The sequence below is a fragment of the Nissabacter sp. SGAir0207 genome, from assembly GCF_005491205.1.
Taxonomy (GTDB): Bacteria; Pseudomonadota; Gammaproteobacteria; order Enterobacterales; family Enterobacteriaceae; genus Chimaeribacter.
In genome coordinates, this window is sequence record NZ_CP028035.1 from 2281313 (window position 1) to 2306382 (window position 25070).

Annotated in this window: 31 protein-coding genes; 16 read left to right on the top strand and 15 right to left on the bottom strand. The window is 60.7% G+C overall.

What is annotated here, in order from left to right; genetic code table 11:
• Nucleotides 1-49 precede the first annotated feature (49 nt).
• The 4 genes from C1N62_RS09970 to C1N62_RS09985 all read right to left on the bottom strand — a co-directional run bounded on the left by C1N62_RS09970 (nt 50) and on the right by C1N62_RS09985 (nt 1256).
• Nucleotides 50-286: a DUF4060 family protein gene (locus C1N62_RS09970; protein WP_137763488.1), complete on the bottom strand. Its 237-nt coding sequence runs from the start codon at nt 284-286 to the stop codon at nt 50-52.
• Between the two features lie 106 nt (nt 287-392).
• Nucleotides 393-707 (bottom strand): phage protein NinX family protein, encoded by a 315-nt coding sequence (locus C1N62_RS09975; RefSeq protein WP_137763489.1) that lies wholly within the window; start codon nt 705-707, stop codon nt 393-395.
• Nucleotides 708-784: 77 nt separating this feature from the next.
• Complete coding sequence (locus C1N62_RS09980; protein WP_137763490.1) at nt 785-1045, bottom strand: YebO family protein; 261 nt, start codon at nt 1043-1045, stop codon at nt 785-787.
• A gap of 67 nt (nt 1046-1112) precedes the next feature.
• Entirely contained in the window at nt 1113-1256 is a 144-nt protein-coding gene (locus C1N62_RS09985; RefSeq protein ID WP_137763491.1) for a PhoP/PhoQ regulator MgrB, read from the bottom strand.
• Between the two features lie 183 nt (nt 1257-1439).
• Between C1N62_RS09985 and C1N62_RS09990 the strand changes: the two genes are divergently transcribed.
• Entirely contained in the window at nt 1440-1664 is a 225-nt protein-coding gene (locus tag C1N62_RS09990; protein ID WP_137763492.1) for a YobH family protein, read from the top strand.
• A gap of 31 nt (nt 1665-1695) precedes the next feature.
• Here C1N62_RS09990 and C1N62_RS09995 read toward each other — a convergent pair whose 3' ends face one another.
• Nucleotides 1696-1941 carry a DUF2766 family protein gene (locus C1N62_RS09995; RefSeq protein WP_137763493.1) on the bottom strand — a complete coding sequence of 82 codons (246 nt, stop codon included), beginning with the start codon at nt 1939-1941 and terminating at the stop codon, nt 1696-1698.
• 575 nt (nt 1942-2516) lie between these two features.
• Between C1N62_RS09995 and C1N62_RS10000 the strand changes: the two genes are divergently transcribed.
• The gene (locus C1N62_RS10000; protein WP_137763494.1) at nt 2517-2708 is read left to right on the top strand and encodes a YebW family protein; all 192 of its coding nucleotides are present in this window, start codon (nt 2517-2519) and stop codon (nt 2706-2708) included.
• A 96-nt stretch (nt 2709-2804) separates the two neighbouring features.
• Nucleotides 2805-3023 (top strand): hypothetical protein, encoded by a 219-nt coding sequence (locus tag C1N62_RS10005; RefSeq protein WP_137763495.1) that lies wholly within the window; start codon nt 2805-2807, stop codon nt 3021-3023.
• Here C1N62_RS10005 and C1N62_RS10010 read toward each other — a convergent pair.
• The 5 genes from C1N62_RS10010 to bsmA all read right to left on the bottom strand — a co-directional run bounded on the left by C1N62_RS10010 (nt 3020) and on the right by bsmA (nt 4922).
• Entirely contained in the window at nt 3020-3430 is a 411-nt protein-coding gene (locus tag C1N62_RS10010) for a hypothetical protein (protein ID WP_137763496.1), read from the bottom strand. The two genes, C1N62_RS10005 and C1N62_RS10010, sit on opposite strands and share 4 nt — an antisense overlap.
• 104 nt (nt 3431-3534) lie before the next feature.
• On the bottom strand, nt 3535-3834 hold the full coding sequence (locus C1N62_RS10015) for a hypothetical protein (protein ID WP_137763497.1): 300 nt from the start codon (nt 3832-3834) through the stop codon (nt 3535-3537).
• A gap of 113 nt (nt 3835-3947) precedes the next feature.
• A complete protein-coding gene (locus C1N62_RS10020) occupies nt 3948-4106 on the bottom strand; it encodes a YqaE/Pmp3 family membrane protein (protein ID WP_137763498.1) in 159 nt (52 codons plus the stop codon).
• A gap of 123 nt (nt 4107-4229) precedes the next feature.
• Nucleotides 4230-4508, bottom strand: a complete 279-nt coding sequence (locus C1N62_RS10025; RefSeq protein ID WP_137763499.1) for a hypothetical protein — start codon at nt 4506-4508, stop codon at nt 4230-4232.
• A 105-nt stretch (nt 4509-4613) separates the two neighbouring features.
• Nucleotides 4614-4922, bottom strand: a complete 309-nt coding sequence (gene bsmA / locus C1N62_RS10030; protein WP_137763500.1) for a biofilm peroxide resistance protein BsmA — start codon at nt 4920-4922, stop codon at nt 4614-4616.
• A gap of 281 nt (nt 4923-5203) precedes the next feature.
• Here bsmA and opgB point away from each other — a divergent pair, with 281 nt between their 5' ends.
• Complete coding sequence (gene opgB / locus C1N62_RS10035) at nt 5204-7087, top strand: phosphatidylglycerol--membrane-oligosaccharide glycerophosphotransferase (protein ID WP_137763501.1); 1884 nt, start codon at nt 5204-5206, stop codon at nt 7085-7087.
• A gap of 73 nt (nt 7088-7160) precedes the next feature.
• Here the strand turns inward: opgB and C1N62_RS10040 are convergent, their stop codons facing one another.
• Both C1N62_RS10040 and icd read right to left on the bottom strand, forming a co-directional pair.
• Nucleotides 7161-7379: a hypothetical protein gene (locus C1N62_RS10040; protein ID WP_137763502.1), complete on the bottom strand. Its 219-nt coding sequence runs from the start codon at nt 7377-7379 to the stop codon at nt 7161-7163.
• A gap of 155 nt (nt 7380-7534) precedes the next feature.
• Nucleotides 7535-8788 carry an NADP-dependent isocitrate dehydrogenase gene (gene icd, locus C1N62_RS10045; protein ID WP_137763503.1) on the bottom strand — a complete coding sequence of 418 codons (1254 nt, stop codon included), beginning with the start codon at nt 8786-8788 and terminating at the stop codon, nt 7535-7537.
• A gap of 132 nt (nt 8789-8920) precedes the next feature.
• Here icd and rluE point away from each other — a divergent pair, with 132 nt between their 5' ends.
• A complete protein-coding gene (rluE, locus tag C1N62_RS10050) occupies nt 8921-9547 on the top strand; it encodes a 23S rRNA pseudouridine(2457) synthase RluE (protein ID WP_240775686.1) in 627 nt (208 codons plus the stop codon).
• A gap of 47 nt (nt 9548-9594) precedes the next feature.
• On the opposite strand, the gene C1N62_RS10055 is transcribed toward rluE, so the two are convergent.
• Entirely contained in the window at nt 9595-10938 is a 1344-nt protein-coding gene (locus tag C1N62_RS10055; protein ID WP_137763505.1) for an MFS transporter, read from the bottom strand.
• Nucleotides 10939-11067: 129 nt separating this feature from the next.
• The gene (locus C1N62_RS10060; protein ID WP_137763506.1) at nt 11068-12231 is read right to left on the bottom strand and encodes a mandelate racemase/muconate lactonizing enzyme family protein; all 1164 of its coding nucleotides are present in this window, start codon (nt 12229-12231) and stop codon (nt 11068-11070) included.
• A 153-nt stretch (nt 12232-12384) separates the two neighbouring features.
• On the opposite strand from C1N62_RS10060, the gene C1N62_RS10065 reads away from it, so the two are divergent.
• From C1N62_RS10065 to C1N62_RS10100, 8 genes are all read left to right on the top strand, one after another.
• Nucleotides 12385-13311, top strand: coding sequence for a LysR family transcriptional regulator (locus C1N62_RS10065; RefSeq protein ID WP_137763507.1), 927 nt, complete (start codon nt 12385-12387; stop codon nt 13309-13311).
• 97 nt (nt 13312-13408) lie between these two features.
• Nucleotides 13409-13861: an NUDIX domain-containing protein gene (locus C1N62_RS10070; RefSeq protein ID WP_137763508.1), complete on the top strand. Its 453-nt coding sequence runs from the start codon at nt 13409-13411 to the stop codon at nt 13859-13861.
• Between the two features lie 160 nt (nt 13862-14021).
• On the top strand, nt 14022-15125 hold the full coding sequence (gene mnmA / locus C1N62_RS10075; protein ID WP_137763509.1) for a tRNA 2-thiouridine(34) synthase MnmA: 1104 nt from the start codon (nt 14022-14024) through the stop codon (nt 15123-15125).
• Between the two features lie 2 nt (nt 15126-15127).
• Nucleotides 15128-15754, top strand: coding sequence for a high frequency lysogenization protein HflD (hflD, locus tag C1N62_RS10080; protein ID WP_137763510.1), 627 nt, complete (start codon nt 15128-15130; stop codon nt 15752-15754).
• 23 nt (nt 15755-15777) lie between these two features.
• Nucleotides 15778-17148: an adenylosuccinate lyase gene (purB, locus tag C1N62_RS10085; protein ID WP_137763511.1), complete on the top strand. Its 1371-nt coding sequence runs from the start codon at nt 15778-15780 to the stop codon at nt 17146-17148.
• 176 nt (nt 17149-17324) lie between these two features.
• The gene (gene phoP / locus C1N62_RS10090) at nt 17325-17996 is read left to right on the top strand and encodes a two-component system response regulator PhoP (RefSeq protein WP_137763512.1); all 672 of its coding nucleotides are present in this window, start codon (nt 17325-17327) and stop codon (nt 17994-17996) included.
• Nucleotides 17997-18021: 25 nt separating this feature from the next.
• A complete protein-coding gene (gene phoQ, locus C1N62_RS10095; protein ID WP_137763513.1) occupies nt 18022-19467 on the top strand; it encodes a two-component system sensor histidine kinase PhoQ in 1446 nt (481 codons plus the stop codon).
• An 89-nt stretch (nt 19468-19556) separates the two neighbouring features.
• Nucleotides 19557-20678, top strand: a complete 1122-nt coding sequence (locus tag C1N62_RS10100; RefSeq protein WP_137763514.1) for a cupin domain-containing protein — start codon at nt 19557-19559, stop codon at nt 20676-20678.
• A gap of 32 nt (nt 20679-20710) precedes the next feature.
• Here C1N62_RS10100 and pepT read toward each other — a convergent pair whose 3' ends face one another.
• Entirely contained in the window at nt 20711-21946 is a 1236-nt protein-coding gene (gene pepT / locus C1N62_RS10105) for a peptidase T (RefSeq protein WP_137763515.1), read from the bottom strand.
• A gap of 285 nt (nt 21947-22231) precedes the next feature.
• Here pepT and potA point away from each other — a divergent pair, with 285 nt between their 5' ends.
• From potA to potC, 3 genes are read left to right on the top strand one after another with little or no spacing between them, the layout of a single operon-like run.
• The gene (potA, locus tag C1N62_RS10110) at nt 22232-23341 is read left to right on the top strand and encodes a spermidine/putrescine ABC transporter ATP-binding protein PotA (RefSeq protein ID WP_137763516.1); all 1110 of its coding nucleotides are present in this window, start codon (nt 22232-22234) and stop codon (nt 23339-23341) included.
• Nucleotides 23334-24194: a spermidine/putrescine ABC transporter permease PotB gene (gene potB / locus C1N62_RS10115; RefSeq protein ID WP_137763517.1), complete on the top strand. Its 861-nt coding sequence runs from the start codon at nt 23334-23336 to the stop codon at nt 24192-24194. The genes potA and potB overlap by 8 nt, the downstream gene beginning before the upstream one ends.
• On the top strand, nt 24191-24967 hold the full coding sequence (gene potC, locus C1N62_RS10120) for a spermidine/putrescine ABC transporter permease PotC (RefSeq protein ID WP_137763518.1): 777 nt from the start codon (nt 24191-24193) through the stop codon (nt 24965-24967). Before potB ends, potC begins: the two co-directional genes overlap by 4 nt.
• Nucleotides 24968-25070 lie beyond the last annotated feature (103 nt).

The window sequence follows — 25070 nt, forward strand, 5'->3', positions numbered from 1 at the left end:
CACAAAAAAAGCCAGCCCCTTGGGCTGGCTTTACCGGCTGCTGGCCCTGTCAGGCCGCCATGCCACAGAGCTTGCTGAGATTGCGGGCACCTACCATCACGGTGGCAACATAAGATTGCCGCCGCGTCACGACCTCCACCGCCACACGCGTGCCTTTATAATTGACTAAGTAAGTTGAGGGCCAGCCCTGCCGGCGGGTGCCGTGGGCCTTTTCATGGCTGTCGATGGCAGCATGGGCCACGACCAGATGGGAGAGGGTTCTATCGCCTTTGATAATTCGCTTCATAATGGACTCCGCCTTAGACAAAACTGTCGTCATGAAGAAACATTAATCAGTTAAAAGGTCTGACTTTTTGCTCTGCTTTCGCTCACCCTCTTTATATAGCGTATTTTCAGGCCTGTTGCAGCATAGGCATCTGACTTAACAGGAAACACTCCATCGCGGCGCGCAATGGGCAGGTGTGGTAAGCCAGCCATTCGCCACGCTCATTGGTAATGCAGGCAATCCATTGCTGGCCGGGGTTGTCGGTGGGGAAACGCAGGTTGATGCGATAGGTACAGATGATCGGCCAGGCATCGGCCGGATTGTTGCAATAATCCTTGCCCTTCATGCCGCCATAGGGATACCACTTGTCGGGATTTTCGCCCACCAACTCGGCGATGGTGCGGTTAATGTCGCTATCTTGCTCTTCAGCCCAGTCAATCATAGGGTCCTCCTGATTCAGGTTGACCCAGCTTACGACGGCTTTACGTCACTTTTATGACATGTCAGGGAGGGAGGCGGTTAACGCTCTGGTACAAAACGGAAGGGGGAGATCTCCTCCTCCGGCGGCGGGGGAGTGCCAGCCTGGCGGTTGGCCAGCTGCATCAATAATTCGGTCTGGCGGCGCTGCTGCTCCGCGATCTCGGTGAGCAGCCGGATCTGCTCGTTGGCCCTGACGCTGGCGCGGTTCACCATAAACCAGATGACCAGCAGCAACAGCGCGCTGACCAGCGAAAGCGCCAGTAACGCCACGCCAGAAGATCCCGATAAAAACTCAAACATTGCCCGTCCTACCTACTCAATGACCAAACCCCTATCCTATACCGGCTGGCCGGTGCCGGACAACGCCCTAGAAGGGGATAAACGAGGTGACCGAGCACATGCCCAAGGTAAAGTTTCCCCCCTGGTCGCAGTAGCTGTTCAGCGCCAGCAGGTAAAGCGCGATACAGGCCGCGCCAATCAGCAATAAAGTGCCCAAGGTTTTCAATTTCAAACAGCGCTCCACCCTTTCGTGGCTGAGAGAGGGTCAGGTTACGCCCCCTATCTTAAACCATGCTGTAACTGGCCGGTGATTGCCTGCCCCGGCTTTTCAGAGTGTTACCCTTTCCCTGCGGCCGCCTACGCCGTAGAGTCGGGCGGATGGCCGGTTATCGGCCCGTCACAATCAGGAGAACGCATGCGGTTTGGTCTATTTTTCATTGCACTACTCTACGCCCTGTTTCTATTTTCAGGCTATGGCGTGCTGGTGGGCAGCGCGCAGAACGCGGCGGGCCTTGGCCTGCAGTGCCACTACCTGACCGCGCGTGGCGTGGTGAGCGCCCAGTACCTGCACTCTGACAGCGGCATCGTAGGCGTAAGCCAATGCCCGGTGCTGAAAAAGATGGCGGAAGTGGTGGAGTAGAGGGAAAAAACCCCGCAGCGCGGGGTTTGGGTTACTCCGTGGTCGGGGTAAACTTCAGGTCGATCAGCGCGATGGCTTTCTGGACGGCACGCTGGGTCACCAGATCGGCACCGGCGGGATGGCGGCTGAAATCGATGCTTTTCAACTGGTGGGACATTTTGTCGCGCACTTCAGCGGGCGCGATGATCTCAATCACATCCAAAATCTGCTTAATCACCAGTTGGCAGGCGACCAGGTCGGACACCAGCTCCTGATCCTGCGTCAACATCTCTGACATGGGTTACCTCAATCACAATTTTCTACAACAGAATGGCCGCCAAGCATACCATGCGGCTGCCCTGCCCGCCAAAAGCGGAAAACCCGCCGTGGCGGGTTCTCCTGAACGCAGTTCGATTGGGGGGATTAGTTGGCGAGCGAAACCACCAGCCACGCTACCGTGCACCAAAACGCAACACAACCGGCCAAAACATAGGACAAACGTGATTGAACCATATAGTGCATAACGACCTCCCAGCGACAACTGTTTTTATGAATATCGCCTCAGCGACTAAGATTAATCTTACACCATCCTCCACCTTTTGCCGCTGATCTGACAGCTAATTGTTCTGATAGGGCGTGGCTATTTTCCGAAATGCCAGTTCTGTCACAAAGCTGGCATCCCGTTGTGCATTCGAGTGGCAGAAGTTGAGAAAAATGTAACCCTGTTGTCCTGTTTTGGGGCAGACGCCCGCGACGGTGGCAGCGACCGCCCGGGGCCGGATGCGGTAACAATGGGCCGGCGGCGCTATGCTTACCCTGTGCGAACCCCTTTTTCCCGCTCGCACGGGAGTGATGAACAAGGAACCCTGAGCCATGTATGCGCTAATCCTGTCAATCTGTTACTTGGGTGGCGGTTGTGACGATCTGGTCATTGATGCGTTCAACACACAGCCACAGTGCCTGCGGGCTATGGAGGAGCAGCGCCTGCGCCACGCCGCCTGTATGCCGGTGGAGGACTTTATCGAGGGGTATGGGCTGCCTGCCCAGGAGCACGCTGACTTTTGATCGCCGGCAGAAATTTGCCCTAAACCACGCCACAGGGGTTGCCTGACGATCTACAGGTGTTAAATTGATGATAATTTAAACAAAGCCGAGGTGAGCATGAAGTTCTCGGAACACGAGATTCAGCCATTATGGGATGAGGTGACACGGATCATTGGCGAAGGGGTGATCCAACTGCGTCGCCAGCAGCAGCCGCTCAGCACGGCCGCGCTGGTGGATCTGCTGGTGGAGCAGTTGCACGCCACCAGCAATACCCAGCGCCGCATCATGCTGGGCGCGGCCATTAATATGCTCAAGGATAAGAGTAAGGTGAATTAGCCCTGACGCTCGTCACTGATGGTCAGTGCCGGGGTTTTCAGGCACTTTTCCAGCACCACGTAGTCCTGGCCGTCCAGAAACAGGTAGTCATTGACCACCATCCAACGCACCATGGCGTCAAAGTCATCCATCAGGGCGCGGGCGTTCGCCTCCTGTGGGTCGATGCGCTCGGCACTCTCTCCCCGGCAGAAGTAGTACTCATAGAGCGGTTCGGTGGCGAAGATGCTGCCGCTCGGCTCCTCCTCATTGCTCAAGCGCTGGATCTGCCAGTCGCGCCGCTCCTCGCCCAACTGGCCGGTCGCCAGCGCGCGGTTGAGGGTCAGCAGCGGGTTAAGGTCATGGGCTTGCGGCAGTGACGCCAGCAGGGCCTGGCGGATGATGCGGTACAACAGGGTAAAAGTGTTCATGCACGTAAACGCCTCTCTGGCGGCCACGAGGTGGCCTGGACACGCGGATTATGCCGGGGGTGGCCCTGTGTTGTAGCAGCTGTCGAACGGCCTGACAATAGGCGTCAGTCTGGATCGCGGCGGTCACGCTGGGCGAAGATGAACATTCGCTGCGCCACCTCATCTGCCCCTTTGATCAGGGTGGTCTGTTTGGTGTTGGCCTGATTGACCGCTCGGTTGAACGCAATCTCATGGGCCTGCTCCACCAGCGCGATCACTTTGTCACGGGTAGGCTTGTCGATGGAACCCAACAGGGTGGTGATGATGGCCTGATAGGCATGGGAGGCGTAGGTCAGGCTCTGCTCACGCTGTTCCAGCGCCTCAATGCGGGCCGTTAACTCTTCTAGTGAAGCATGATTTTCCATGGCTGTTCCCTCTGAACGACGCCAGCGCCCGGAAAGACGCCTGCGGGTGGCGCACCCGCAGGCCATGTTGGGCGTGACTGTTTAAAGTCTAGCAGAGGAAGCCGGGGGAGGATCTACCGGCGGGCGATGATCCAGACAGCGTGGATGATGCCGGGGATGTAGCCGAGCAGCGTCAACAGGATGTTCAGCCAGAAGGCCCCGCCGAAGCCTACCTGCAAAAAGACGCCCAGTGGTGGCAAGATAATGGCGATAATAATTCGGATAAGATCCATGCAGCCTCTCCTTTTTGTTGTCAGCTACCTTAAGCCTAGCCGATTTCGCTGGTTATTCAAGACTATACAAAATTTTACAAAGCGCTCCCGCGCTGGGGCAGCATAAGCGGCCAGGGGCCGGCCTCACGCATGGCCGGCATCCTGGCGACGATTGATAATGTTCTCTTGGTGGAACGTGACCTCCTGCCCTTGCCGCAGCTCCCAGAGGTCGACCGGGATATCCGTGGTAGGCGAGGCCACCACAATATTGCCAATCAAAGCATCGCCTTCCCGGCGACTCAGCATTACGTCCAGCAGATAGACGTGCCTCAGGTTTCGTGTCTCCAGCCGCACAATGTCGCCCACAATAATGTTGTGGCTGCTGGCCGGTTCCTGGCGGGTGAACTGCACATCCGTCGTCATGATTTCTCTCCTTTTTTTGTGTCTCCCTTTCAGCGTAGATGATGCTACCGCACCTTGCCGCCGGATCTTTGTGATGATGGCGTGCGGCAGCGAGCAGTAACGCCCTTAACGATAGAGCGTGGCCTCCGCGACCCACTGGTCTGGTGCCTGCGTGGGTTCAACTTTGGAAACAAAATAGTAGTGCGCGCCCGCGGCATCGGCCTTTTTCTGGATCAGTTCCGCGGCGTTCATCGGATTGCCATAGACCGTGGCTGAGGCCACGCCAACGCGCGTCAGGTTGGCGGTCTGTTCACGGCGGATCTCCTGCGCATGGGCGCCAGGTGAGAGCGCCCCCATTGGCGCACTCTCTGTGGTGCTGCAACCGGCCAGGCCGAGGGCGAACAGGGCAGGAATCAGGTGTTTTACATGCGGCATAATGTCACTCCCTTGGATGAAAGATCACCCAGCATACCGCCCTGCCCCAGTATGCCGCCACTGACTTTTTTCCAACTCCTTGATGCCGCAGCTTAAACAAAAGTTAAACGGAACTGTCATAATATTTGGGAGACACCTCATAAAAAACCAACCGCAGTGGCCTGACCACCCATTCCCCATGTAATATACTGTCTACTCTTGGCCCGCTTCCTATTTCTGCTGCCTTTCCGCCGGCCCCGCTTTTCCTTTTTTAACTGGTTATTCATTGACATATCTTGAGGATGCGCATTGTGACAATTAGTTTTCCTGAATTATTGTCAATATTATTATTCGTTATATCGATACTTATCGCTTTCCGAAAAGGGATTAACAACCTCTACTGGTTGATCTCGCTCTTTTTAACCTCCGTGATATTTATTCTGCTAAATATCATCTGGTATGCCAGTAATTACTTTACCGGTAATGGCATCAATGATTCGGTGCTCTATACCCTGACCAGCAATCTCCAGGGCGCTGGAATGGGCAAATACCTGATGCCCGCCCTGAGCCTGACTGGCGGCTTGCTGCTGGTGATGGCGGCGGTGTTATGGGCGCTGCTGCACGGGCGGCGAATGAAAACCCGGCCCGCCTACAATTTGCTGGCTTTGGGGCTGGTGAGCGCCTCCTTGATCATTACCCCGGCCACCGGCGAGATCTACACCATGATCAAGTCGCGCCACGCCAACAAGGGTGAGGAGTTTTACACCTACTACAAAACGCCGACCACGCTGATTGAGGGCCGCAAGCGCAATCTGGTCTATATCTACGCCGAGAGCTTTGAGCGCACCTATTTTGATGAGCAGGAGTTCCCCGGCCTGACCCCAGATTTAACGCCAGTCAAACAGCAGGCGCTGGACTTCAGCGACACCCGCCAACTGCCCGGCACCGAATACACCATCGCTGGCATTGTTGCCTCCCAGTGCGGCATCCCGCTGTTTGCCCCCTTTGACGCCAACGCGGCCAATCAGGTGGATGGCTTCTACCCCGGCAAGGTGTGTCTGGGGGATATTTTGAAAGCCTCCGGCTACAGCCTGCACTTCTACCAAGGGGCGGATCTGGCGTTTGCCGGCAAGGGGCAGTTCCTCAATGCCCACGGCTTTGACCATGTCTATGGCCGCAAGGAGCTGCAACCACAGCTGCCCGATCCGGGCTATGTCAATGACTGGGGGCTGTATGACGACAGCCTGCTGGATCTGGCCTATCGCCAGTTTGAGACCCTCTCCCAGCAGGGCCAGCCGTTCGCCCTCTTTACCCTGACGGTGGATACCCATCACCCGGATGGCTATGTGTCGCGCAGCTGCCGCCAGAACAGCTACCGCAGCGGCGGCAAGGAGAACCGCTCCCTGAGCGCCATCCTTTGCAATCAGGAGACGGTGACGAAATTCATCCAGCGCATCCAGCAGTCGCCCTACTACAAAGACACGGTGATTGTGCTCTCCTCCGATCATTTGGCGATGAACAACACCGCCTGGAGCCAGCTCACCCGCCACGATCGCCGCGATCTGTTCTTTATCCTGGATGGCAGCGGCGAACAGCAGGGCCTGAACAGCCAGCCGCGCAGCACGCTGGACAACGGCGCGACGGTGCTGGACTTGCTCGGCGGCGACAACTTCATTGGCCTTGGCCGCAGCAGCCTGAGCAATGCCTCGCTGGCCTCCACGATGGCGGATTTCAGCGGCCGCATCACCTCCTGGATGCCAGCGCTGATTGAGCTATGGGGCGTGCCGAAGCGTATCACGCGCTATAACGTCGATCTCGAGAGCCACAGCTTCTCCTTTGCTGGCAGCACCTTTAAGTACCCGCTGATCCTGAAGGTGGGCAACCAGAAGATTGAGGCGAAGTTTGAGACCTACCTGCTGGCGCCGCTCAATGAGCAGCTCTCCCACTTCCGGCCGGATGACCTGTTTGTCTGGGTGGACGCCTGCGACCGCATCGGCAAGGTGTGGCAGGAGGCGCCCACCAGCGGCCTCTGCCTCGCCTCCGGCAAGCTGGGGTCACACCCGGACATCGTGCCGATTGACCAGCCCGGCTATCAGGGCGTGGTGCGCTTCCCGCTGGACAAGCACAGCGACGCCCTCTACCGCCAGGCGCTGGCGCGCCTGCCAGAGGCCAGGGAGCCGGGCTGACGCCATAAAAAAACCGCCTGAAGAGGCGGTTTTTTTCATTGTGCCGTGCTGTGGTTACCCCACAGGCCGGGAGTTAAGGTGATTGTGTCAGATCGTCCTCATCCTCATCATCCTCATAGTCATCCTCGACCATATCGTCGTCGCCGACCACATCGTCATCCCCTATGACATCATCATCCGCCACCTCATCATCTCCCAGCGGGTCGCCGCCACCTGGGATCTCCTCCGGTGTATCACCCGGCACCACTTCATCATCCGGCAATGGTTCAAATTCATCAGGACGTTCAGACATAAGTACCTCCATCCACCCGATATGGGCTTAAAGAGTATAGGTGAGCATGGATTAACCATTCCTGTCGCACATCACAACTTCAACAAAGGCCCGGCCCCCTGCGCAGGCAAAAAAAACGGGAGCCGCTTGGCTCCCGTTCAGGCAGATAATGATGCTTACATGTTGCTGATGATGTCGTCGCCGAACTCGCTGCACTTACGCAGGGTGGCGCCTTCCATCAGGCGTTCGAAGTCATAGGTCACGGTCTTGGCGGCGATTGCGCCTTCCATGCCCTTGACGATCAGGTCTGCCGCTTCGAACCACTGCATGTGGCGCAACATCATCTCAGCGGAGAGGATCACGGAGCCTGGGTTCACCTTGTCCTGACCGGCGTACTTCGGCGCGGTGCCGTGGGTCGCTTCGAACAGGGCGCACTCGTCACCGATGTTGGCGCCCGGCGCGATGCCGATGCCGCCAACCTGGGCTGCCAGGGCGTCAGAGATGTAGTCGCCGTTCAGGTTCATACAGGCGATGACGTCATATTCAGCCGGGCGCAGCAGGATCTGTTGCAGGAAGGCGTCAGCGATCACGTCTTTGATGACGATCTCTTTGCCGCTATTCGGGTTCTTGATCTTCATCCACGGGCCGCCGTCGATCAGCTCGCCGCCGAACTCGTCACGTGCCAACTGGTAGCCCCAGTCCTTGAACGCGCCTTCGGTGAACTTCATGATGTTGCCTTTGTGCACCAGGGTCAGGGAGTCACGGTCGTTGGTGATCGCGTACTCAATCGCCGCGCGCACCAGACGTTTGGTGCCCTCTTCCGAGCACGGCTTGACGCCGATGCCGCACTGCTGCGGGAAGCGGATCTTCTTCACGCCCATCTCGTTTTGCAGGAAGTTGATCACCTTGTCTGCTTCGGCAGAGCCAGCTTTCCACTCGATTCCCGCGTAGATGTCTTCGGAGTTTTCACGGAAAATCACCATGTCGGTGTCTTCCGGGCGTTTGACCGGGCTTGGGGTGCCCTGGTAGTAACGCACCGGACGCAGGCAGATGTAGAGATCCAGCTGTTGGCGCAGGGCGACGTTCAGGGAGCGGATACCGCCACCGACCGGGGTGGTCAGCGGGCCTTTGATGGCGACGCGGTATTCGCGGATCAGGTCGAGGGTCTCTTCTGGCAACCAGACATCGTCGCCGTAAACGTGGGTCGATTTTTCACCGGTGTAAATTTCCATCCAGGAAATTTTACGCTCACCCTTGTAAGCTTTCTCAACCGCTGCATCCACAACCTTGATCATGGCGGGGGTCACGTCAACGCCAATGCCGTCACCTTCGATGAACGGGATGATCGGGTTATGTGGCACAACCAGTTTCCCCTGAGCATCAACCGAAATCTTTTCACCTTCCGCCGGAACAACTACTTTGCTTTCCATTAACCTCTCCTTCAAAGCGCACTTTGTTAATGATTTGTAAGATGCGTGTCAATACTACTTGAATATTTTGCTCGCGCCAATCTGAAAGCGTTATCGGCTATAATGCGCCTATTCAGTTCAACGTCAAAGATTATGAAAAAATTCCCTGTTAAAAATCACCGCGTTAAACGATTCAGCGCCCCGCCCGCCGCGCGTCCGGCAGCGCCTGCTGGCCCACGGCGCATTGTGTTGTTCAATAAACCGTTTGACGTGTTGCCACAATTTACCGATGAGGCGGGCCGCGCCACGCTGAAAGATTTCATTCCGTTGCCCGGCATCTACGCCGCCGGTCGCCTCGATCGCGACAGCGAGGGGCTGATGGTGCTGACCAACGACGGCCAGTTGCAGGCACAGCTCACCCAGCCGGGCAAACGTACCGGCAAAATCTACTATGTGCAGGTGGAGGGCGAGCCGGATGAGGCGGCGCTGGCGGCGCTGCGCCACGGCGTGACGCTGAAGGATGGCCCGACCCTGCCGGCTGGCGTGGAGCGGGTAGAAGAACCCGCGTGGCTCTGGCCGCGCAATCCTCCGATCCGCGAGCGCAAGGCCATTCCTACCGCCTGGCTGAAGATCACCCTGTATGAGGGGCGCAACCGTCAGGTGCGAAGGATGACCGCCCACATCGGCTTCCCGACCCTGCGCCTGATCCGCTACGCACTGGGCGAGGCCACCCTCGGCGATCTGGCACCGGGCGAGTGGCGTGAAGTGCCACGCCTGTAGCGGCAAAGCGGCCGCCGCACCTGTAGCGGCCGCTTCCTCCACGCTCGCTATTCGCCGGTCGGGAGCGTGCGCCGAGCCGGATTCCTGAACGCCGCTTTCAAATCCCACAGACGCTCATGCTTGCCGATGGCCGAAGCGAACAATGCCCCGCCCACGATCGAGAACAGCCCCAGCACCCCCCAAGCCAGCGTCATCTCCGTGCCGCCGCCGAGGTGTTTCAGGTAGCCCGCCACCAGCGGGCCGCCAAACTGGCCGATAAAGTTGCTGCACGCCCCGACAAACGCTACCGCTGGCACCGCCTTGCGGGTGGGCAGGATCTCGGTAAGCCGCACATAGACCAGTGGCACCAGCATCTTCATTGTCAGGCCCACGAACATAAACAGCGCAATCTGGAGCCAGTAGAGTGACTGCGGCACGAACGCAGCGGCCGAGAGCGCCACGCCGCAGAGCACGGTAGGGATGGCCGCATGTAGCCGCCGCTCCTGGTTGAACCGGTCAGAGCGGCGCGTGATATACCAGATGCCCACCATCGTCATCAGGAACGGCAGGCCGCTGATAAACCCCACCATAAATTCGCTCAACGTGCCATAGCCCTTGAGCGCCGTCGGCAGCCACAGGGTAAAGCCATACGCCAGCATACTGTGCAGCGAGTAGCCAGCCAGCATCAGCCACAGCGCTGGTATGCGCAAAATCGTCCACCACGGGTCGGATTTTTGCTCGGCGTGGTGCGCCTGCTCGGCCGCCAGCTCCGCCTCGATCACCTCCCGGTCTGACTGGCTAAGCCAGCGGGCGGACTGAATATTTTTCGGCACCAGATAAAACCAGATGGCGCAGAACAGCCAGGCGGGCGCGCCCTCAATCACCATCATCATGCGCCAGTCATGGTGCGCCAAAATCCAGCCGGAGATTGGCCCGGCCAAAAATGCGCCAGCCCCCAGACTCAGGTTCCAGATGCCGAAGGCCCGGCCACGCTCGCGCTTCATAAACCACTGCGCCAGAAACATCGCGGTCGCCGCCTGAATCGGGCCTTCCGCCAGCCCCAGCAAAAAACGCACGGCAATCAGGTCGCTGAAGTTACGGGTCAAGCCAGTGACCATTGCGCAGGCACCAAACAGCAGCAGGCTGACGCCAATCACCCGGCGCGAGCCAAAACGCAGGGCCAGCCAACCGGCCGTAAACTGCGTGGCCACATAGCCCCAGGCGAATGCGCCACCCAGCCAGCCGGCCTCCACCGGCGTCAGTTTCAGTTCAGCGACAATATGGGGGAGCGCCATGCCAATGTTGACGCGGTCAAAGAAAGAGAGGGTGTACATGATAAACACGGCGGGCAGGATAATGGTCCACCGCTTGTTACCGACCAGACTGTGTTCACGCAGGGAAGGGACACTCATGGTAACGTCCTCGTCATCGGGCTTTTGTAGGGTAAGGGGTGAGGTTTACTGCTCCTTGATGAATCCGCTTTTCGCTGTTTTTTTAGGGGGTAATGTCCCCTCCCAAGGCTGGGAGAGGATAAGGTGCGGCTACTCCGCCAGCGCGCGCATCTCTTTGATCAGGGAAGCTTTGCCCTCAAAACCGATGCCCGGCAGTTCCGGCATGGTGATGTACCCCGCCTCAACGGTGACGGAGTCCGGGAAGCCGCCATAGGGCTGGAACAGATCCGGGTAGCTCTCGTTGCCACCCAGCCCAAGGCCCGCGGCAATGTTCAATGACATCTGGTGGCCGCCGTGTGGGATGCAGCGGGAGGGAGACCAGCCAAACTGCTCCAGCACTTCCAGCGTGCGCAGGTATTCGACCAGCCCATAGGAGAGCGCGCAGTCAAATTGCAGGTAGTCGCGATCGGGGCGCAGCCCGCCGTAGCGCAGCAGGTTGCGGGCGTCCTGATGGGAGAAGAGGTTCTCGCCAGTGGCCATCGGGCCGGGGTAGAACGCTGGCAGCGCTGCCTGTAGGGCGTAGTCCAGCGGGTCGCCCGCCTCTTCGTACCAGAACAGGGGGTATTCCCGCAGCATTTTTGCATAGGCGATGGCGGTTTCCAGATCGAAACGGCCGTTGGCGTCCACCGCCAGCCGCCCTTCACTGCCAATCTCCTCCAGTACGGCCTCAATGCGGCGTCGATCCTCCTCAAGCGGGGCGCCACCGATCTTCATTTTCACCACGGTATAGCCACGGTTGAGGTAGCCACGCATCTCCTGGCGCAGCGCGCCCAGATCCTTGCCGGGGTAGTAGTAACCGCCCGCCGCGTAGACAAACACGCGCGGGTTGGCCTCGACGCCCTTCATCTGCGCCAGCAAACGGAACAGCGGCAGGTTGGCAATCTTGGCGGTGGCATCCCAGATAGCCATGTCCAGCGTGCCGACGGCCACCGAGCGCTCGCCGTGCCCACCCGGTTTCTCGTTGCTCATCATGGCATCCCAGATGGCGTGCGGGTCGAGGTTATCGCCGCGCGCGTTCAGCACACTCTCCGGCGGTGCCTGCAAGATACGGTCACGGAAGCGCTCGCGGATCAGCCCGCCCTGCCCGTAGCGGCCATTGGAGTTGAAGCCATACCCCACCACGCGGCGCCCCGCCACCTCGACATCCGTTACCACGGCGACCAGACTGGCGGTCATTTTGCTGAAATCGATATAGGCATTGCGGATGGGGGACGCGATGGGTTGGGTTATCTCTACAACGTCAAGGATACGCATGTTCTCTCCCTCAGGGGTCAGTTATCATTTGGCGATGCCACTTTATTGGCAAGCGGGATCACTCAGGATGGCAAAGTGGGTGATGCGTGCTGGCTATTTCGCCATCTTATGGGCTGGCACTGGGCTTATCTAATGCAAATCAGGAAGTCTGTTATGCAAAACCGGCATCACCTGGAACTGACGTGGCTGGAAGACTGTCTCGCGCTGGCGGAATCGCTGAATTTTTCGCGCGCGGCGGTTGCACGATATGTGACCCAGCCAGCATTTAGCCGACGCATCCAGTCGCTGGAGGAGTGGCTGGGCACGCCGCTGTTTGAGCGTAACCGGCGCGGCGTGGCCCTGACGCGGGCGGGCGAGGTGTTTATACAGCAGGTGCCGGGGATTATCCGCGCGCTCTACACGCTGCGCAGCGAGGCAAATGAGGCGGCGGGCGACACCCGGCCAGACGTGATCTTTTCAGCGACCCACTCACTCTCCTTCTCCTTCTTCCCGCAACTTATGCGCGAGAATGAAAAAATCGCCCGTTTTGGCTCTTTCCGTCTGTTGTCAGACTCCCTGAGCGCCTGCGAGCGAATGATGGCGAAGGGTGACGCGCAGTTCCTGCTCTGCTACTCCCACCCGCACATGCATATCCATCTGGAGCAGCAGAAGTACCTGAGCGTGCGCCTCGGCCAGGAGCGGCTGATCCCCTACGCCCAGTGCCTGCCGGAGAGCGGGCGGCCGCGCTGGCGCGTCACCGGCGGCCAGCCCTTCCCCTATCTCTCTTTCTCTGCGGAGTCCGGGCTGGGGCGGATCATTGCTGCCACCTCGGCGATCAACCGCGCCAAGCGCGGCATGGAGGCGGTGTTTACCGCCGATCTGGCCGCGACGCTGCTGGCGATGGTCAAGGCCGGCGAGGGGGTGGCCTGGCTGCCGGAGACGCTGGCCGCACCCGATGTTCAGGCAGGGAACATCGCGGCGGCGGCGCCCGCGGAGAGCGGTCTGTGGGTGCCGATTGACATCCGTCTGTTTCGGCCAGCCGCCAGCATGTCGCGCGCGGTGGAGGCGCTGTGGGCGATCTTTGTCGAGGGGCAGTGCTGACACGCCTGTCGGCGGCCCCCCGGCGCTTTTGGTATAGTGTTAGCGGGAGGGCACTCTTTGCCCTGCCCCAACCCGCTCGCTGCCAACGGAGAAATTCATGTTCAAACCCCATGTCACCGTCGCCTGCGTGGTTCATGCGCAGGGAAAGTTTTTGATCGTCGAGGAGACCGTGCGCGGCAAGGCGCTGTGGAATCAACCGGCTGGCCATCTGGAGGCCAATGAGACGCTGGTACAGGCGGCCGAGCGCGAGCTGTATGAGGAGACTGGCGTTGAGGCGCGGGTGGAGCACTTCCTGCGCCTGCACCAGTGGATTGCGCCGGACAACACCCCCTTCCTGCGCTTCGCTTTTACGCTCACCTTGCCGGAGCCGGTGGCGACAGCACCGCAGGACAGCGACATCGACCGTTGCCTGTGGCTGACGGCCGACGAGATCCTTAGCGCGCCCAACCTGCGCTCGCCGCTGGTGGCCGAGACGCTGCGCTGCTGGCAGCAGCCGGAGCGCTATCCGCTGTCGCTGCTGGCGGCCTTCCACTGGCCCTTTCCCCATTAGACAATTTGCATGATTGTTGCATTCGGCGGTGCAGCAGGGCCGCCAACGTGTTAAAATCCGGCGCTCGTTTTTAACTGGCAGTGGCCGGCCGTCCCGCCCACTGCCGCGCGACGTGTGCCACTGCGCACGCCGCCCAGTAATCCAGGCTCGTGAGATCCCCATGTCAGAGAACAGTCAGAAAAAAGTAATCGTCGGCATGTCCGGCGGCGTCGATTCCTCGGTTTCCGCTTACCTGTTGCAGCAACAGGGCTATCAGGTGGCCGGGCTGTTTATGAAGAACTGGGAGGAGGATGACGGCGAGGAGTACTGTACCGCCGCCACCGATCTGGCGGATGCGCAGGCAGTGTGTGACAAGCTCGGCATCGAGCTGCACACCGTCAACTTCGCCGCCGAGTACTGGGACAACGTCTTTGAGCTGTTCCTGGAAGAGTACAAGGCGGGCCGCACCCCCAACCCGGACATCCTCTGCAACAAAGAGATCAAGTTTAAGGCGTTCCTTGAGTTCGCCGCGGAAGATCTTGGCGCGGACTACATCGCCACCGGCCACTATGTGCGCCGTCAGGACGTGGACGGCGTCAGCCGCCTGCTGCGTGGCGTGGATAACAACAAAGACCAGAGCTACTTCCTCTACACCCTGAGCCACGAGCAGATCGCCCAGAGCCTGTTCCCGGTCGGCGAACTGGAGAAGCCGGAGGTGCGCCGCATCGCCGAGCAACTTGACCTGATCACCGCCAAGAAGAAGGACTCCACCGGCATCTGCTTCATTGGCGAGCGCAAGTTCCGTGACTTCCTTGGCCGCTACCTGCCGGCACAGCCGGGGCGCATCGTCAGCGTTGACGGCGTGGAGATGGGCCAGCATCAGGGGCTGATGTACCACACTCTCGGCCAGCGCAAGGGGCTGGGCATCGGCGGCATCAAGGATGGCGGCGAAGATCCGTGGTACGTGGTGGACAAGGATGTGGAGAACAACGTGCTGGTGGTGGCGCAGGGCCATGAGCACCCGCGCCTGATGTCCACCGGCCTGATCGCCCAGCAACTGCACTGGGTTGACCGCCAGCCGCTGAGCGCCCCGCTGCGCTGCACGGTAAAAACCCGCTACCGCCAGCAGGATATCCCCTGTCTGGTGACGCCGCTGGACGAGGGGCGCATTGAGGTGCGCTTCGATGAGCCGGTGGCGGCGGTCACGCCCGGCCAGTCGGCGGTCTTCTACCTGGATGAGGTCTGCCTCGGCGGCGGCATCATCGAACAACGCATACAGGGGTAAACGTGGCGAAAAATTACCGTGACATCACGCTGGCGCTGGCAGGGATCTGTCAGGCCGCCCGGCTGGCACAGCAGCTGGCCCATGAGGGCCAGTGCAACCGCGACGCGCTGGCGGTCTCGCTGAAGAGCATTTTGGAGACCAACCCGGCATCCACGCTGGCGGTGTTCGGTAATGATGAGAGCAACCTGATGCTCGGCCTGGAGACCCTGCTGGGCGTGCTGAATGCCCAACGTCAGGGGCCGGGCGCCGAACTGACCCGCTACACCCTCAGCCTGATGGTGCTGGAGCGCAAGCTCAGCGCCAACAAGGGCGCGCTGGAGAGCCTCTCCACCCGCATCAGCCAGCTGGAGCGCCAGCTGGTTCACTTCGATCTTGAATCTGACACCCTGATGAGCGCGATGGCCAGCATCTATGTGGATGTGGTCAGCCCGCTCGGCCCACGCATTCAGGTCACTGGCTCCCCCGCCGTGCTGCAAAACCCGCAAACTCAGGCCCGCGTGCGCGCGGCGCTGCTGGCCGGCATCCGTGCCGCGGTACTGTGGCACCAAGTGGGCGGCGGCCGCCTGCAACTGATGTTTTCGCGTAACCGCCTGTTTGAACAGGCCAAGAAAATCCTAGCTCAATGTTAACCAATACCCAGGAGTTGCTCCCGATGGAATTATCCTCACTGACCGCCGTTTCCCCCGTTGATGGACGTTACGGTGATAAAGTCAGCGCGTTGCGCGCCATTTTCAGCGAATTCGGTCTGCTGAAATTCCGCGTGCAGGTTGAAGTACGGTGGCTGCAAAAACTGGCCTCCTGTGCAGGCATTGTTGAAGTTCCTGCATTTGACGCCGACGCAAACGCTTACCTTGACCAGATCGTGGCCAATTTCAACGAGCAGGATGCGCAACGGATCAAGGATATCGAGAAGACCACCAACCATGACGTGAAGGCGGTGGAGTACTTCCTGAAAGAGAAAGTGGCGGCGGTGCCTGCGCTGCACGCGGTCTCCGAGTTCATCCACTTCGCCTGCACCTCCGAGGACATCAACAACCTCTCCCATGCGCTGATGCTGCACACCGCGCGTGAAGAGGTGGTGCTGCCCTTCTGGCGCAAAATCATTGACGCGCTGAAGGCCCAGGCCCTGCAATACCGCGACATCCCGCTGCTGTCACGCACCCACGGCCAGCCAGCCACGCCGTCCACCATCGGCAAAGAGTTCGCCAACGTCGCCTACCGCATGGAGCGCCAGTACCGCCAGCTGGCCCAGGTGGAGATCCTCGGCAAAATCAACGGCGCGGTCGGCAACTACAACGCCCACCTGGCGGCCTACCCGGACGTTGACTGGCACCAGTTCAGCGAAGAGTTCGTGACCTCCCTTGGCATCCAGTGGAACCCCTACACCACTCAGATCGAGCCGCATGACTACATTGCGGAGCTGTTCGACTGCATCGCGCGCTTCAACACCATCCTGATCGACTTTGACCGCGACATCTGGGGTTACATCGCCCTCAACCACTTCAAGCAGAAGACCATTGCCGGTGAGATTGGCTCCTCCACCATGCCGCACAAGGTCAACCCGATTGACTTCGAAAACTCCGAGGGCAACCTGGGTCTGGCGAACGCGGTGCTGGGCCACCTGGCCAGCAAACTGCCGGTCTCCCGCTGGCAGCGCGATCTGACCGACTCCACCGTGCTGCGCAACCTCGGCGTGGGCGTGGGCTACGCGCTGATCGCCTATCAAGCGACCCTGAAGGGCATCAGCAAGCTGGAAGTGAACGAAGCCAACCTGGCCCATGAGCTGGACCACAACTGGGAAGTGCTGGCCGAGCCGATCCAGACCGTGATGCGCCGCTACGGCATCGAAAAGCCGTATGAGAAGCTGAAAGAGCTGACGCGTGGCAAGCGCGTGGACGCCGCCGGGATGCAGGCCTTCATCGACGGCCTCGCCCTGCCGGAAGAGGAAAAGACCCGCCTGAAGGCGATGACGCCGGGCAACTACATCGGCCACGCCACCCAGCTGGTCGACAATCTGAAGTAATCCCCTACGGGCGGCGCCTGCCGCCCGTTTTTTCCCTTCTGCCCCCTCTATTTTTCGTTTAGCCTGTCTGGGTGCTGGTTGACCCGCCGTTTACGTTTCTCAGCGATAATGGGTGACCTTTCGCGCGCTGTCCGGCGCGGCCAACGTTGCGGGTGCGCCCGCCCGAGGAGAGATTGATGCGAGTATTGGTAGTGGAGGATAACGCCCTGCTGCGTCACCACCTGACGGTGCAGATGCGTGAGCTGGGCCACCAGGTGGATGCCGCGGAGGACGCCAAAGAGGCGGACTACTTTTTGCACGAACATGCGCCGGATATCGCCATTGTCGATCTCGGCCTGCCGGGCGAGGATGGCCTCAGCCTGATCCAGCGCTGGCGCGGCCATCAGGCCAAGCTGCCGATTTTGGTGCTGACTGCCCGTGAGAGTTGGCAGGACAAGGTGGCAGTGCTGGAGGCGGGCGCGGATGACTATGTCACCAAGCCGTTCCACCTGGAGGAGGTGATTGCCCGGATGCAGGCGCTGATGCGCCGCAACAGCGGGCTGGCCTCACAGATCATCAGCCTGCCGCCGTTCCAGATTGATCTCTCACGGCGCGAATTGAGCATTCAGGGGCAGCCAGTGCGCCTGACCGCCTTTGAGTACACCATCATTGAGACGCTGATCCGCAATGCCGGCAAGGTGGTGAGCAAGGACACGCTGATGTTGCAGCTCTACCCGGATGCCGAACTGCGTGAGAGCCACACCATCGACGTGCTGATGGGCCGTTTGCGCAAAAAGATGCAGGCTGGCTACCCACAGGATGTGATCACTACCGTGCGCGGTCAGGGCTATCGCTTTGATGCCGTCTGACGCCCGCTGACCGAGGCCGCCACCGATGACCCGTAAAGCGCCCTTCTCGCTGCGCTCCCGCTTTTTGCTGGCCACGGCGGGCGTCGTGCTGGCGCTCTCCCTCTCCTACGGGCTGGTGGCGGTGGTGGGTTATACCGTCAGCTTCGACAAAACCGCCTACCAGCTGCTGCGCGGCGAGAGCAATCTATTCTTCAGCCTGGCGCAGTGGCGCAACCGGCAACTGACCATCGCGGTGCCGCCGGATCTGGAGCTGAACTTCCCGACGCTGGTGTTCATCTATGATGATCGGGGCACGCTGCTGTGGCGGCAGCGGGCAGTGCCGGAGATGGAGGCGCGCATCCAGCCCAACTGGCTGCGCAAGGGCGGCTTCTATGAACTGGACGCCAACCCGCACCTGAGCAGCGCGGTGGTCGGCAACAACCCGCGCGCCCAGCACCAGCTGCGCGGCTATGACAACAACGATGATCAGTCCCTGACCCACTCGGTGGTGGTCAACCGCTACGCCGCCACCGCCCGCCTGCCGCCGCTGACCATCGTGGTGGTGGACACCATCCCGCAGGAGTTGCAACGCACCGATCTGGTCTGGCAGTGGTTCAGCTACGTGCTGGCGGCCAACCTGCTGCTGGTGCTGCCGTTGCTGTGGCTGGCGGCGCACTGGAGCCTGCGGCCGATCAAGGCACTGGCGCGCCAGATTGGCGAGCTGGAGAAGCGCGAGCGCGACATGCTGGATGAGAACCCGCCGCGCGAGTTGCGCAGTCTGGTGCGCAACCTCAACCTGCTGCTAAGCAATGAGCGCGGCCGCTACACCCGCTACCGCACCACCCTCGCTGACCTCACCCACAGCCTGAAGACCCCGCTGGCGGTGCTGCAATCGACCCTGCGATCGCTGCGCGGCGGCCAGCAACTGACCATCGATCAGGCAGAGCCGGTGATGCTGGAGCAGATTAGCCGCATCTCGCAGCAGATTGGCTACTACCTGCACCGTGCCAGCGTCAGCTCTGAGAAAAACGTGCTGACGCGCGAGATCCACTCGGCGTCGGCGCTGCTCGACAGCCTCTGTTCGGCGCTGAACAAGGTCTACCAGCGCAAAGGGGTGGTGCTGACGCTCGACCTGCCGCCGGAATTGGCCTTTGTCGGCGAGAAGAATGACTTTATGGAGGTGATGGGAAATATCCTCGACAACGCCTGCAAGTATTCGCTGGAGTTTGTCGAGGTGAGCGCCATCCCGGCGGAGCACGCGCTGGTGCTGGTGGTGGACGATGACGGCCCCGGCATCCCGGCCAGCAAGCGCGACCTGATTTTCCAGCGCGGCCAGCGCGCCGACACCCTGCGGCCCGGTCAGGGCATCGGTTTGGCGGTGGCCAGCGAGATCATCGCCCAGTACCAAGGTGACATCCAGATTGATGACAGCCCGCTCGGCGGCACGCGGATGCGCATCACCTTTGGCCGCCAGACCGGCAGCGACGCCTGAGGCACGGGAATTTCTCGCCGCGAGTGCCCCCGCGGCGGCCGCCATCCGTTATACTCGCTGCTAGTCTTCACCCATCATTGGAACACACAATGGATTATCAACTCGATCTCGACTGGCATGACTTCCTGCAACGCTACTGGCAGAAACGCCCGGTCATCCTGAAGCGCGGCTTCAAAAACTTTATCGATCCCCTCTCCCCGGATGAACTGGCCGGTTTGGCGATGGAGAACGAGGTGGACAGCCGGCTGGTCAGCCATGAGGAGGGGCGCTGGCAGGTGAGCCACGGCCCATTCGAGAGCTATGACCATCTGGGTGAGACGAACTGGTCGCTGCTGGTGCAGGCGGTCGATCACTGGCACGAGCCTTCCGCGGCGCTGATGCGCCCGTTCCGCCACATCCCGGACTGGCGGATGGATGACCTGATGATCTCCTTCTCGGTGCCGGGCGGCGGCGTTGGCCCGCACCTCGACCAGTATGACGTGTTCATTATCCAGGGCACCGGCCGCCGCCGCTGGCGTGTCGGCGAAAAGGTGCCGATGAAACAGCACTGCCCGCACCCGGATCTGCTGCAGGTTGAGCCGTTCGACGCCATCATTGATGAGGAGATGGAGCCGGGCGATATCCTCTACATCCCGCCGGGCTTCCCGCATGAGGGCTACTCGCTGGAGAACGCCCTCAACTACTCCGTCGGCTTCCGTGCGCCGAGCGGCCGCGAGCTGGTCAGCGGTTTCGCGGACTATGTGCTGTCACGCGAGCTGGGCAGCAAGCGCTACAGTGACCCGGATCTGCCAGCGCGTGAGCAACATGCCGACATCCTGCCACAGGAGCTGGATGGCCTGCGCGGCATGATGCTGGAGCTGCTGCAACAGCCGGAGCACTTTGAGGGGTGGTTTGGCGAGTTTATCTCCCAGTCGCGCCATGAGCTGGATCTGGCACCGCCAGAGCCGCCCTATCAGGCCGGTGAGATCTATGAGCTGCTGCAGGGCGGGGAGACGCTGCAACGCGTCGGCGGGCTGCGGGTACTGCGGATTGGTGAGCGCTGCTTCGTCAACGGCGAGCGCATCGAAACCGATCACCATGAGGCCGCCAACGCGCTCTGCCAGCACCACACGCTGGACGCCTCGCACTTCGGCGATGCGCTGGACGATCCCTCCTTCCTGGCGCTGCTGGCCGCGCTGGTCAACAGCGGTTACTGGTACTTCCAGGATTGATGCCGTAGGCCGGGCTTTCGCCCGGCCTTCTGTTACTCCGCTTTGGCGCGCTGCGCCGTCAGCTCTGCGATGCGGGCAATCACCGCCACCGTCTTCTCCATCCCCTCCAACGTGGCGAACTCATGCTTGCCGTGGTAGTTGTAGCCGCCGGTGAAGATGTTCGGGCAGGGCAGGCCCATGAAGGAGAGCTGCGCCCCGTCGGTGCCGCCCCGGATTGGCTTGATCTCCGGCTCGATGTCGCAGCGGCGCATCGCCTCGGCGGCGATCTCGACAATGTGCGGGTGCGCCGCCACCTGGTCATGCATGTTGTAGTAGCTGTCCTCCAGCGTCACCTCAATGTAGCACTCCGGCGGCAACCCCTTGCCCACCTGCTCCGCCACCGCCACCAGCTGCTGTTTGCGCGCCTCAAATTTCGCCCGGTCAAAGTCGCGGATGATGTAGTGCATCTCGGCGCGATCGACGCTGCCCTTCATGCTGTTGAGGTGGAAAAAGCCCTCGTAGCCGTCCGTGCGCTCCGGCACCTCCTCCGCGGGCAGCGCCTGCTGGAAGCGGGTCGCCAGCGTCAGGGCGTTGACCATCACCCCTTTGGCGCTGCCGGGGTGGACGTTGTTACCGACAATCTTGACGGTGGCGGAGGCGGCGTTGAAGTTCTCATACTGCAACTCGCCGATGCCGCTGCCGTCAATGGTGTAGGCCCACTCCGCGCCGAAGGCTGGCACATCGAAGTAGTGCGGCCCCTTGCCCACCTCCTCGTCCGGGGTGAAGGCGACGCGGATTTTGCCGTGCGGGATATCCTGCTGGATCAGCTGCGCCAGCGCGGTCATGATCTCGGCGATGCCCGCCTTGTCATCGGCCCCGAGCAGGGTTTTGCCATCGGTGGTGATCAGCGTGTGCCCCTGCAACTGGTGCAGTACCGGGAACATCACCGGCGACAGCACCTCCTCGCCGCTGCCGAGCGCCACGTCGCCGCCACGGTAGTTCTCCACCACCTGCGGGTTGACGTTTTTCGCGGTGAAGTCCGGCGAGGTGTCGAGGTGGGAGATAAAGCCAATCACCGGCACCGGCCACGCCACGTTGGCCGGCAGCGTCGCCATGACGCAGCCATGCTCGCTGAGGGTGATGTCTGTCAGCCCGAGCGTCGCCAGCTCCTCCTGGAGCACGCGCGCCAGACGCCACTGGCCCTCGCTGCTCGGCACCTGCCGGACATTGGGCTTGGACTGGCTGTCAATCGAGACATAGTGCAGAAAACGGTCGAGTAATTTATCCATAGCGTTGTCCTCCGGGAAATGCTGGCCATTATGCGCAGCATAAATGGGTCTGATCTTGCGTCAGGTCACTTTTCATCTTGGTTAACCTTAGCGTTTATTTGCCTTAAAAACAGCGGCCAGCGAAATTTGCTGGCTTTTTCTGCCCTTAGGACGTGCAACCGTTGGTCATCGCGCTATATTCACGTAGAATTCCCCACCTCCGAGATCAGACTCACTGTATGAGACGATAGCTTGCTGCACGTTGCCCACCGGGCAACCTGAGCGATGAAAAGAGTGCCCCGATAAATGACTGAAAACCTGGCCCCGACCCCGCTGGTAACCCTGAGCGGATTGAGTAAAGCTTTTGACGGCAAAACGATAATCCGCGATCTCAACCTCACCATCAATCATGGTGAATTCCTGACCCTGCTCGGCCCCTCCGGCTGCGGCAAAACCACTGTGCTGCGGCTGATTGCCGGGCTGGAAGAGACCGACACCGGCCGCATCGTGCTGGATGGGCAGGAGATTACCGCCGTGCCGGCGGAGCAGCGCAACGTCAATACCGTGTTCCAGAGCTATGCGCTCTTCCCGCACATGAGCGTGTTTGAGAACGTGGCATTCGGTCTGCGGATGCAGAAGACCGCAGCGGCGGAGATCACGGCGCGCGTCACCGAGGCGCTACGCATGGTGCAGCTGGATGAGTTCGCCCAGCGCCGCCCGCACCAGCTCTCCGGCGGCCAGCAGCAGCGGGTGGCGATCGCCCGCGCCGTGGTCAACCGCCCGCGCGTGCTGCTGCTGGATGAGTCGCTCTCTGCCCTCGACTACAAGCTGCGCAAGCAGATGCAGAATGAGCTGAAGGCGCTGCAACGCAAGCTCGGCATCACCTTCGTGTTCGTGACCCACGATCAGGAGGAGGCGCTGACCATGTCCGATCGCATCGTGGTGATGCGCGACGGCCGCATCGAGCAGGATGGCACCCCGCGCCAGATCTACGAGGAGCCAGAGAACCTGTTCGTCGCCAGCTTTATCGGGGAGATCAACATCTTTGAGGCGGAGGTTCTCCATCGGCTGGATGGCGACCGGGTGCGCGCCCGCATTGAGGGGCGCGAGTGTGACATCACCGTCAACCGCCTGGCGGTGACGCCGGGGCAAAAGCTGAACGTGCTGCTGCGCCCGGAGGATCTGCGCGTCGAGGAGATCAGCGACGCCGACGAGGCCGAGGGCTTTATCGGCCACGTGCGCGAGCGCAACTATAAGGGCATGACGCTGGAGTCCACGGTGGAGCTGGCGAGCGGCAAGCTGGTGATGGTCAGCGAGTTCTTCAACGAAGATGACCCGGATGTGGACCACTCCCTCGATCAGCGCGTGGCGGTGACCTGGGTGGAGAGCTGGGAGGTGGTGCTGGCCGATGAATAGCGCACGCAAGCACTTCCAGCGGGGGGTGATCACTCTGGTGGTGGCGTGGCTGACGCTGTTTGTCTTCCTGCCCAACCTGATGATCATCGGCACCAGCTTCCTGACCCGCGACAACGAGAGTCTGGTCAGTCTGGTCTTTACCCTCGACAACTACCGCCGATTGCTCGATCCGCTCTATGCCGATGTGCTGCTGCACTCGATCAACATGGCGCTGATCGCCACGCTCTGCTGCCTGCTGATTGGCTACCCGTTCGCCTTCATTTTGGCGCGGATGCCGAAAAAGGTGCGGCCGCTGCTCTTGTTCCTGCTGATTGTGCCCTTCTGGACCAACTCGCTGATCCGCGTCTACGGCCTGAAGATCTTTCTCAGCACCCGTGGCTACCTGAATGAGTGGCTAATGGCGCTCGGCCTGATCGACACCCCGCTGCGCATCATGTACACGCCGCAGGCGGTGATTCTGGGGCTGGTTTACATCCTGCTGCCCTTTATGGTGATGCCGCTCTACGCCAGCATCGAGAAGCTGGACAAGGGCTACCTGGAGGCGGCCCGCGACTTGGGCGCGAACCGGGTGCAGGCTTTCGTGCGCATCATCCTGCCGCTCACCATGCCCGGCATCATCGCCGGCTGCCTGCTGGTGATGCTGCCAGCAATGGGGCTGTTCTACATCGCTGACCTGATGGGCGGGGCGAAAAACCTGCTGATCGGCAACGTCATCAAGAGCCAGTTCCTCAATATCCGCGACTGGCCGTTTGGCGCGGCCACCAGCATCTGCCTGACACTGCTGATGGGACTGCTGTTGCTGGTCTACTACAAGGTCGCCAAGGCGCTGAACAAGAAAGGGGAGCTGGAATGATTGGACGCTGGCTGCGTGGCGGCTTTATGACGCTGGTCTACGCCTACTTCTATATCCCCATCATCATCCTGATTGTGAACTCCTTCAACCGCTCACGCTTCGGCTTTGACTGGCAGGGCTTCACCACCCAGTGGTATGACACGCTGTTCAACAACGACAGCCTGATTCAGGCGGCGCGCCACTCGGTGACCATGGGGGTGCTCTCCGCCACCTTCGCCACCCTGATTGGCACCCTGACCGCCGTGGCGCTCTACCGCTATCGCTTCCGTGGCAAGCCGTTCGTCAGCGGAATGCTGTTCGTGGTGATGATGTCGCCGGACATCGTGATGGCCATCTCCCTGCTGGTGCTGTTTATGCTGGTGGGCATCTCGCTCGGCTTCTGGTCGCTGCTCTTTTCGCACATCACCTTCTGCCTGCCCTTTGTGGTGGTGACGGTCTACTCGCGCCTGAAGGGCTTTGACGTGCGGATGCTTGAGGCGGCGCGCGATCTGGGTGCCGGTGAGCTGACCATCCTGCGCAAAATCATCCTGCCGCTGGCGATGCCCGCGGTGGCGGCCGGCTGGCTGCTGAGCTTCACCCTCTCGATGGATGATGTGGTGGTCTCCTCCTTCGTCACCGGGCCGGGCTATGAGATTTTGCCGCTGAAGATCTACTCAATGGTGAAGGTCGGGGTGTCGCCGGAGGTGAACGCGCTGGCGACGCTGCTGCTGGGGCTGTCACTGGTGCTGGTGTTTGCCAGCCAGTGGCTGCTGCGCGAACGCGAGGGGCGCTGAGGCGCCTTTCATCTGTCACAGGCGCTTTTTATACTGCGCCTGCTTTTTATCAGGCATCTATAACTGGATGGTGATACCCGCCGCAGCCTGCATGGGCTGTGGC

Excerpts from the sequence above, each read along its gene's own strand:
- C1N62_RS09970 (WP_137763488.1), bottom strand. The coding sequence starts at position 286 with ATGAAGCGAATTATCAAAGGCGATAGAACCCTCTCCCATCTGGTCGTG.
- purB (WP_137763511.1), top strand. The coding sequence starts at position 15,778 with ATGGAATTATCCTCACTGACCGCCGTTTCCCCCGTTGATGGACGTTAC.
- potB (WP_137763517.1), top strand. The coding sequence starts at position 23,334 with ATGAATAGCGCACGCAAGCACTTCCAGCGGGGGGTGATCACTCTGGTG.
- C1N62_RS10055 (WP_137763505.1), bottom strand. The coding sequence starts at position 10,938 with ATGAGTGTCCCTTCCCTGCGTGAACACAGTCTGGTCGGTAACAAGCGG.
- C1N62_RS09980 (WP_137763490.1), bottom strand. The coding sequence starts at position 1,045 with ATGTTTGAGTTTTTATCGGGATCTTCTGGCGTGGCGTTACTGGCGCTT.
- C1N62_RS10020 (WP_137763498.1), bottom strand. The coding sequence starts at position 4,106 with ATGGATCTTATCCGAATTATTATCGCCATTATCTTGCCACCACTGGGC.
- C1N62_RS09990 (WP_137763492.1), top strand. The coding sequence starts at position 1,440 with ATGCGGTTTGGTCTATTTTTCATTGCACTACTCTACGCCCTGTTTCTA.
- potA (WP_137763516.1), top strand. The coding sequence starts at position 22,232 with ATGACTGAAAACCTGGCCCCGACCCCGCTGGTAACCCTGAGCGGATTG.
- C1N62_RS10040 (WP_137763502.1), bottom strand. The coding sequence starts at position 7,379 with ATGTCTGAACGTCCTGATGAATTTGAACCATTGCCGGATGATGAAGTG.
- bsmA (WP_137763500.1), bottom strand. The coding sequence starts at position 4,922 with ATGCCGCATGTAAAACACCTGATTCCTGCCCTGTTCGCCCTCGGCCTG.
- C1N62_RS10065 (WP_137763507.1), top strand. The coding sequence starts at position 12,385 with ATGCAAAACCGGCATCACCTGGAACTGACGTGGCTGGAAGACTGTCTC.
- C1N62_RS10070 (WP_137763508.1), top strand. The coding sequence starts at position 13,409 with ATGTTCAAACCCCATGTCACCGTCGCCTGCGTGGTTCATGCGCAGGGA.
- C1N62_RS10000 (WP_137763494.1), top strand. The coding sequence starts at position 2,517 with ATGTATGCGCTAATCCTGTCAATCTGTTACTTGGGTGGCGGTTGTGAC.
- C1N62_RS10015 (WP_137763497.1), bottom strand. The coding sequence starts at position 3,834 with ATGGAAAATCATGCTTCACTAGAAGAGTTAACGGCCCGCATTGAGGCG.
- C1N62_RS10100 (WP_137763514.1), top strand. The coding sequence starts at position 19,557 with ATGGATTATCAACTCGATCTCGACTGGCATGACTTCCTGCAACGCTAC.
- icd (WP_137763503.1), bottom strand. The coding sequence starts at position 8,788 with ATGGAAAGCAAAGTAGTTGTTCCGGCGGAAGGTGAAAAGATTTCGGTT.
- C1N62_RS09995 (WP_137763493.1), bottom strand. The coding sequence starts at position 1,941 with ATGTCAGAGATGTTGACGCAGGATCAGGAGCTGGTGTCCGACCTGGTC.
- C1N62_RS09975 (WP_137763489.1), bottom strand. The coding sequence starts at position 707 with ATGATTGACTGGGCTGAAGAGCAAGATAGCGACATTAACCGCACCATC.
- C1N62_RS10010 (WP_137763496.1), bottom strand. The coding sequence starts at position 3,430 with ATGAACACTTTTACCCTGTTGTACCGCATCATCCGCCAGGCCCTGCTG.
- C1N62_RS10025 (WP_137763499.1), bottom strand. The coding sequence starts at position 4,508 with ATGACGACGGATGTGCAGTTCACCCGCCAGGAACCGGCCAGCAGCCAC.
- C1N62_RS10060 (WP_137763506.1), bottom strand. The coding sequence starts at position 12,231 with ATGCGTATCCTTGACGTTGTAGAGATAACCCAACCCATCGCGTCCCCC.
- potC (WP_137763518.1), top strand. The coding sequence starts at position 24,191 with ATGATTGGACGCTGGCTGCGTGGCGGCTTTATGACGCTGGTCTACGCC.
- rluE (WP_240775686.1), top strand. The coding sequence starts at position 8,921 with ATGAAAAAATTCCCTGTTAAAAATCACCGCGTTAAACGATTCAGCGCC.
- pepT (WP_137763515.1), bottom strand. The coding sequence starts at position 21,946 with ATGGATAAATTACTCGACCGTTTTCTGCACTATGTCTCGATTGACAGC.
- phoP (WP_137763512.1), top strand. The coding sequence starts at position 17,325 with ATGCGAGTATTGGTAGTGGAGGATAACGCCCTGCTGCGTCACCACCTG.
- opgB (WP_137763501.1), top strand. The coding sequence starts at position 5,204 with ATGCGCATTGTGACAATTAGTTTTCCTGAATTATTGTCAATATTATTA.
- mnmA (WP_137763509.1), top strand. The coding sequence starts at position 14,022 with ATGTCAGAGAACAGTCAGAAAAAAGTAATCGTCGGCATGTCCGGCGGC.
- C1N62_RS10005 (WP_137763495.1), top strand. The coding sequence starts at position 2,805 with ATGAAGTTCTCGGAACACGAGATTCAGCCATTATGGGATGAGGTGACA.
- phoQ (WP_137763513.1), top strand. The coding sequence starts at position 18,022 with ATGACCCGTAAAGCGCCCTTCTCGCTGCGCTCCCGCTTTTTGCTGGCC.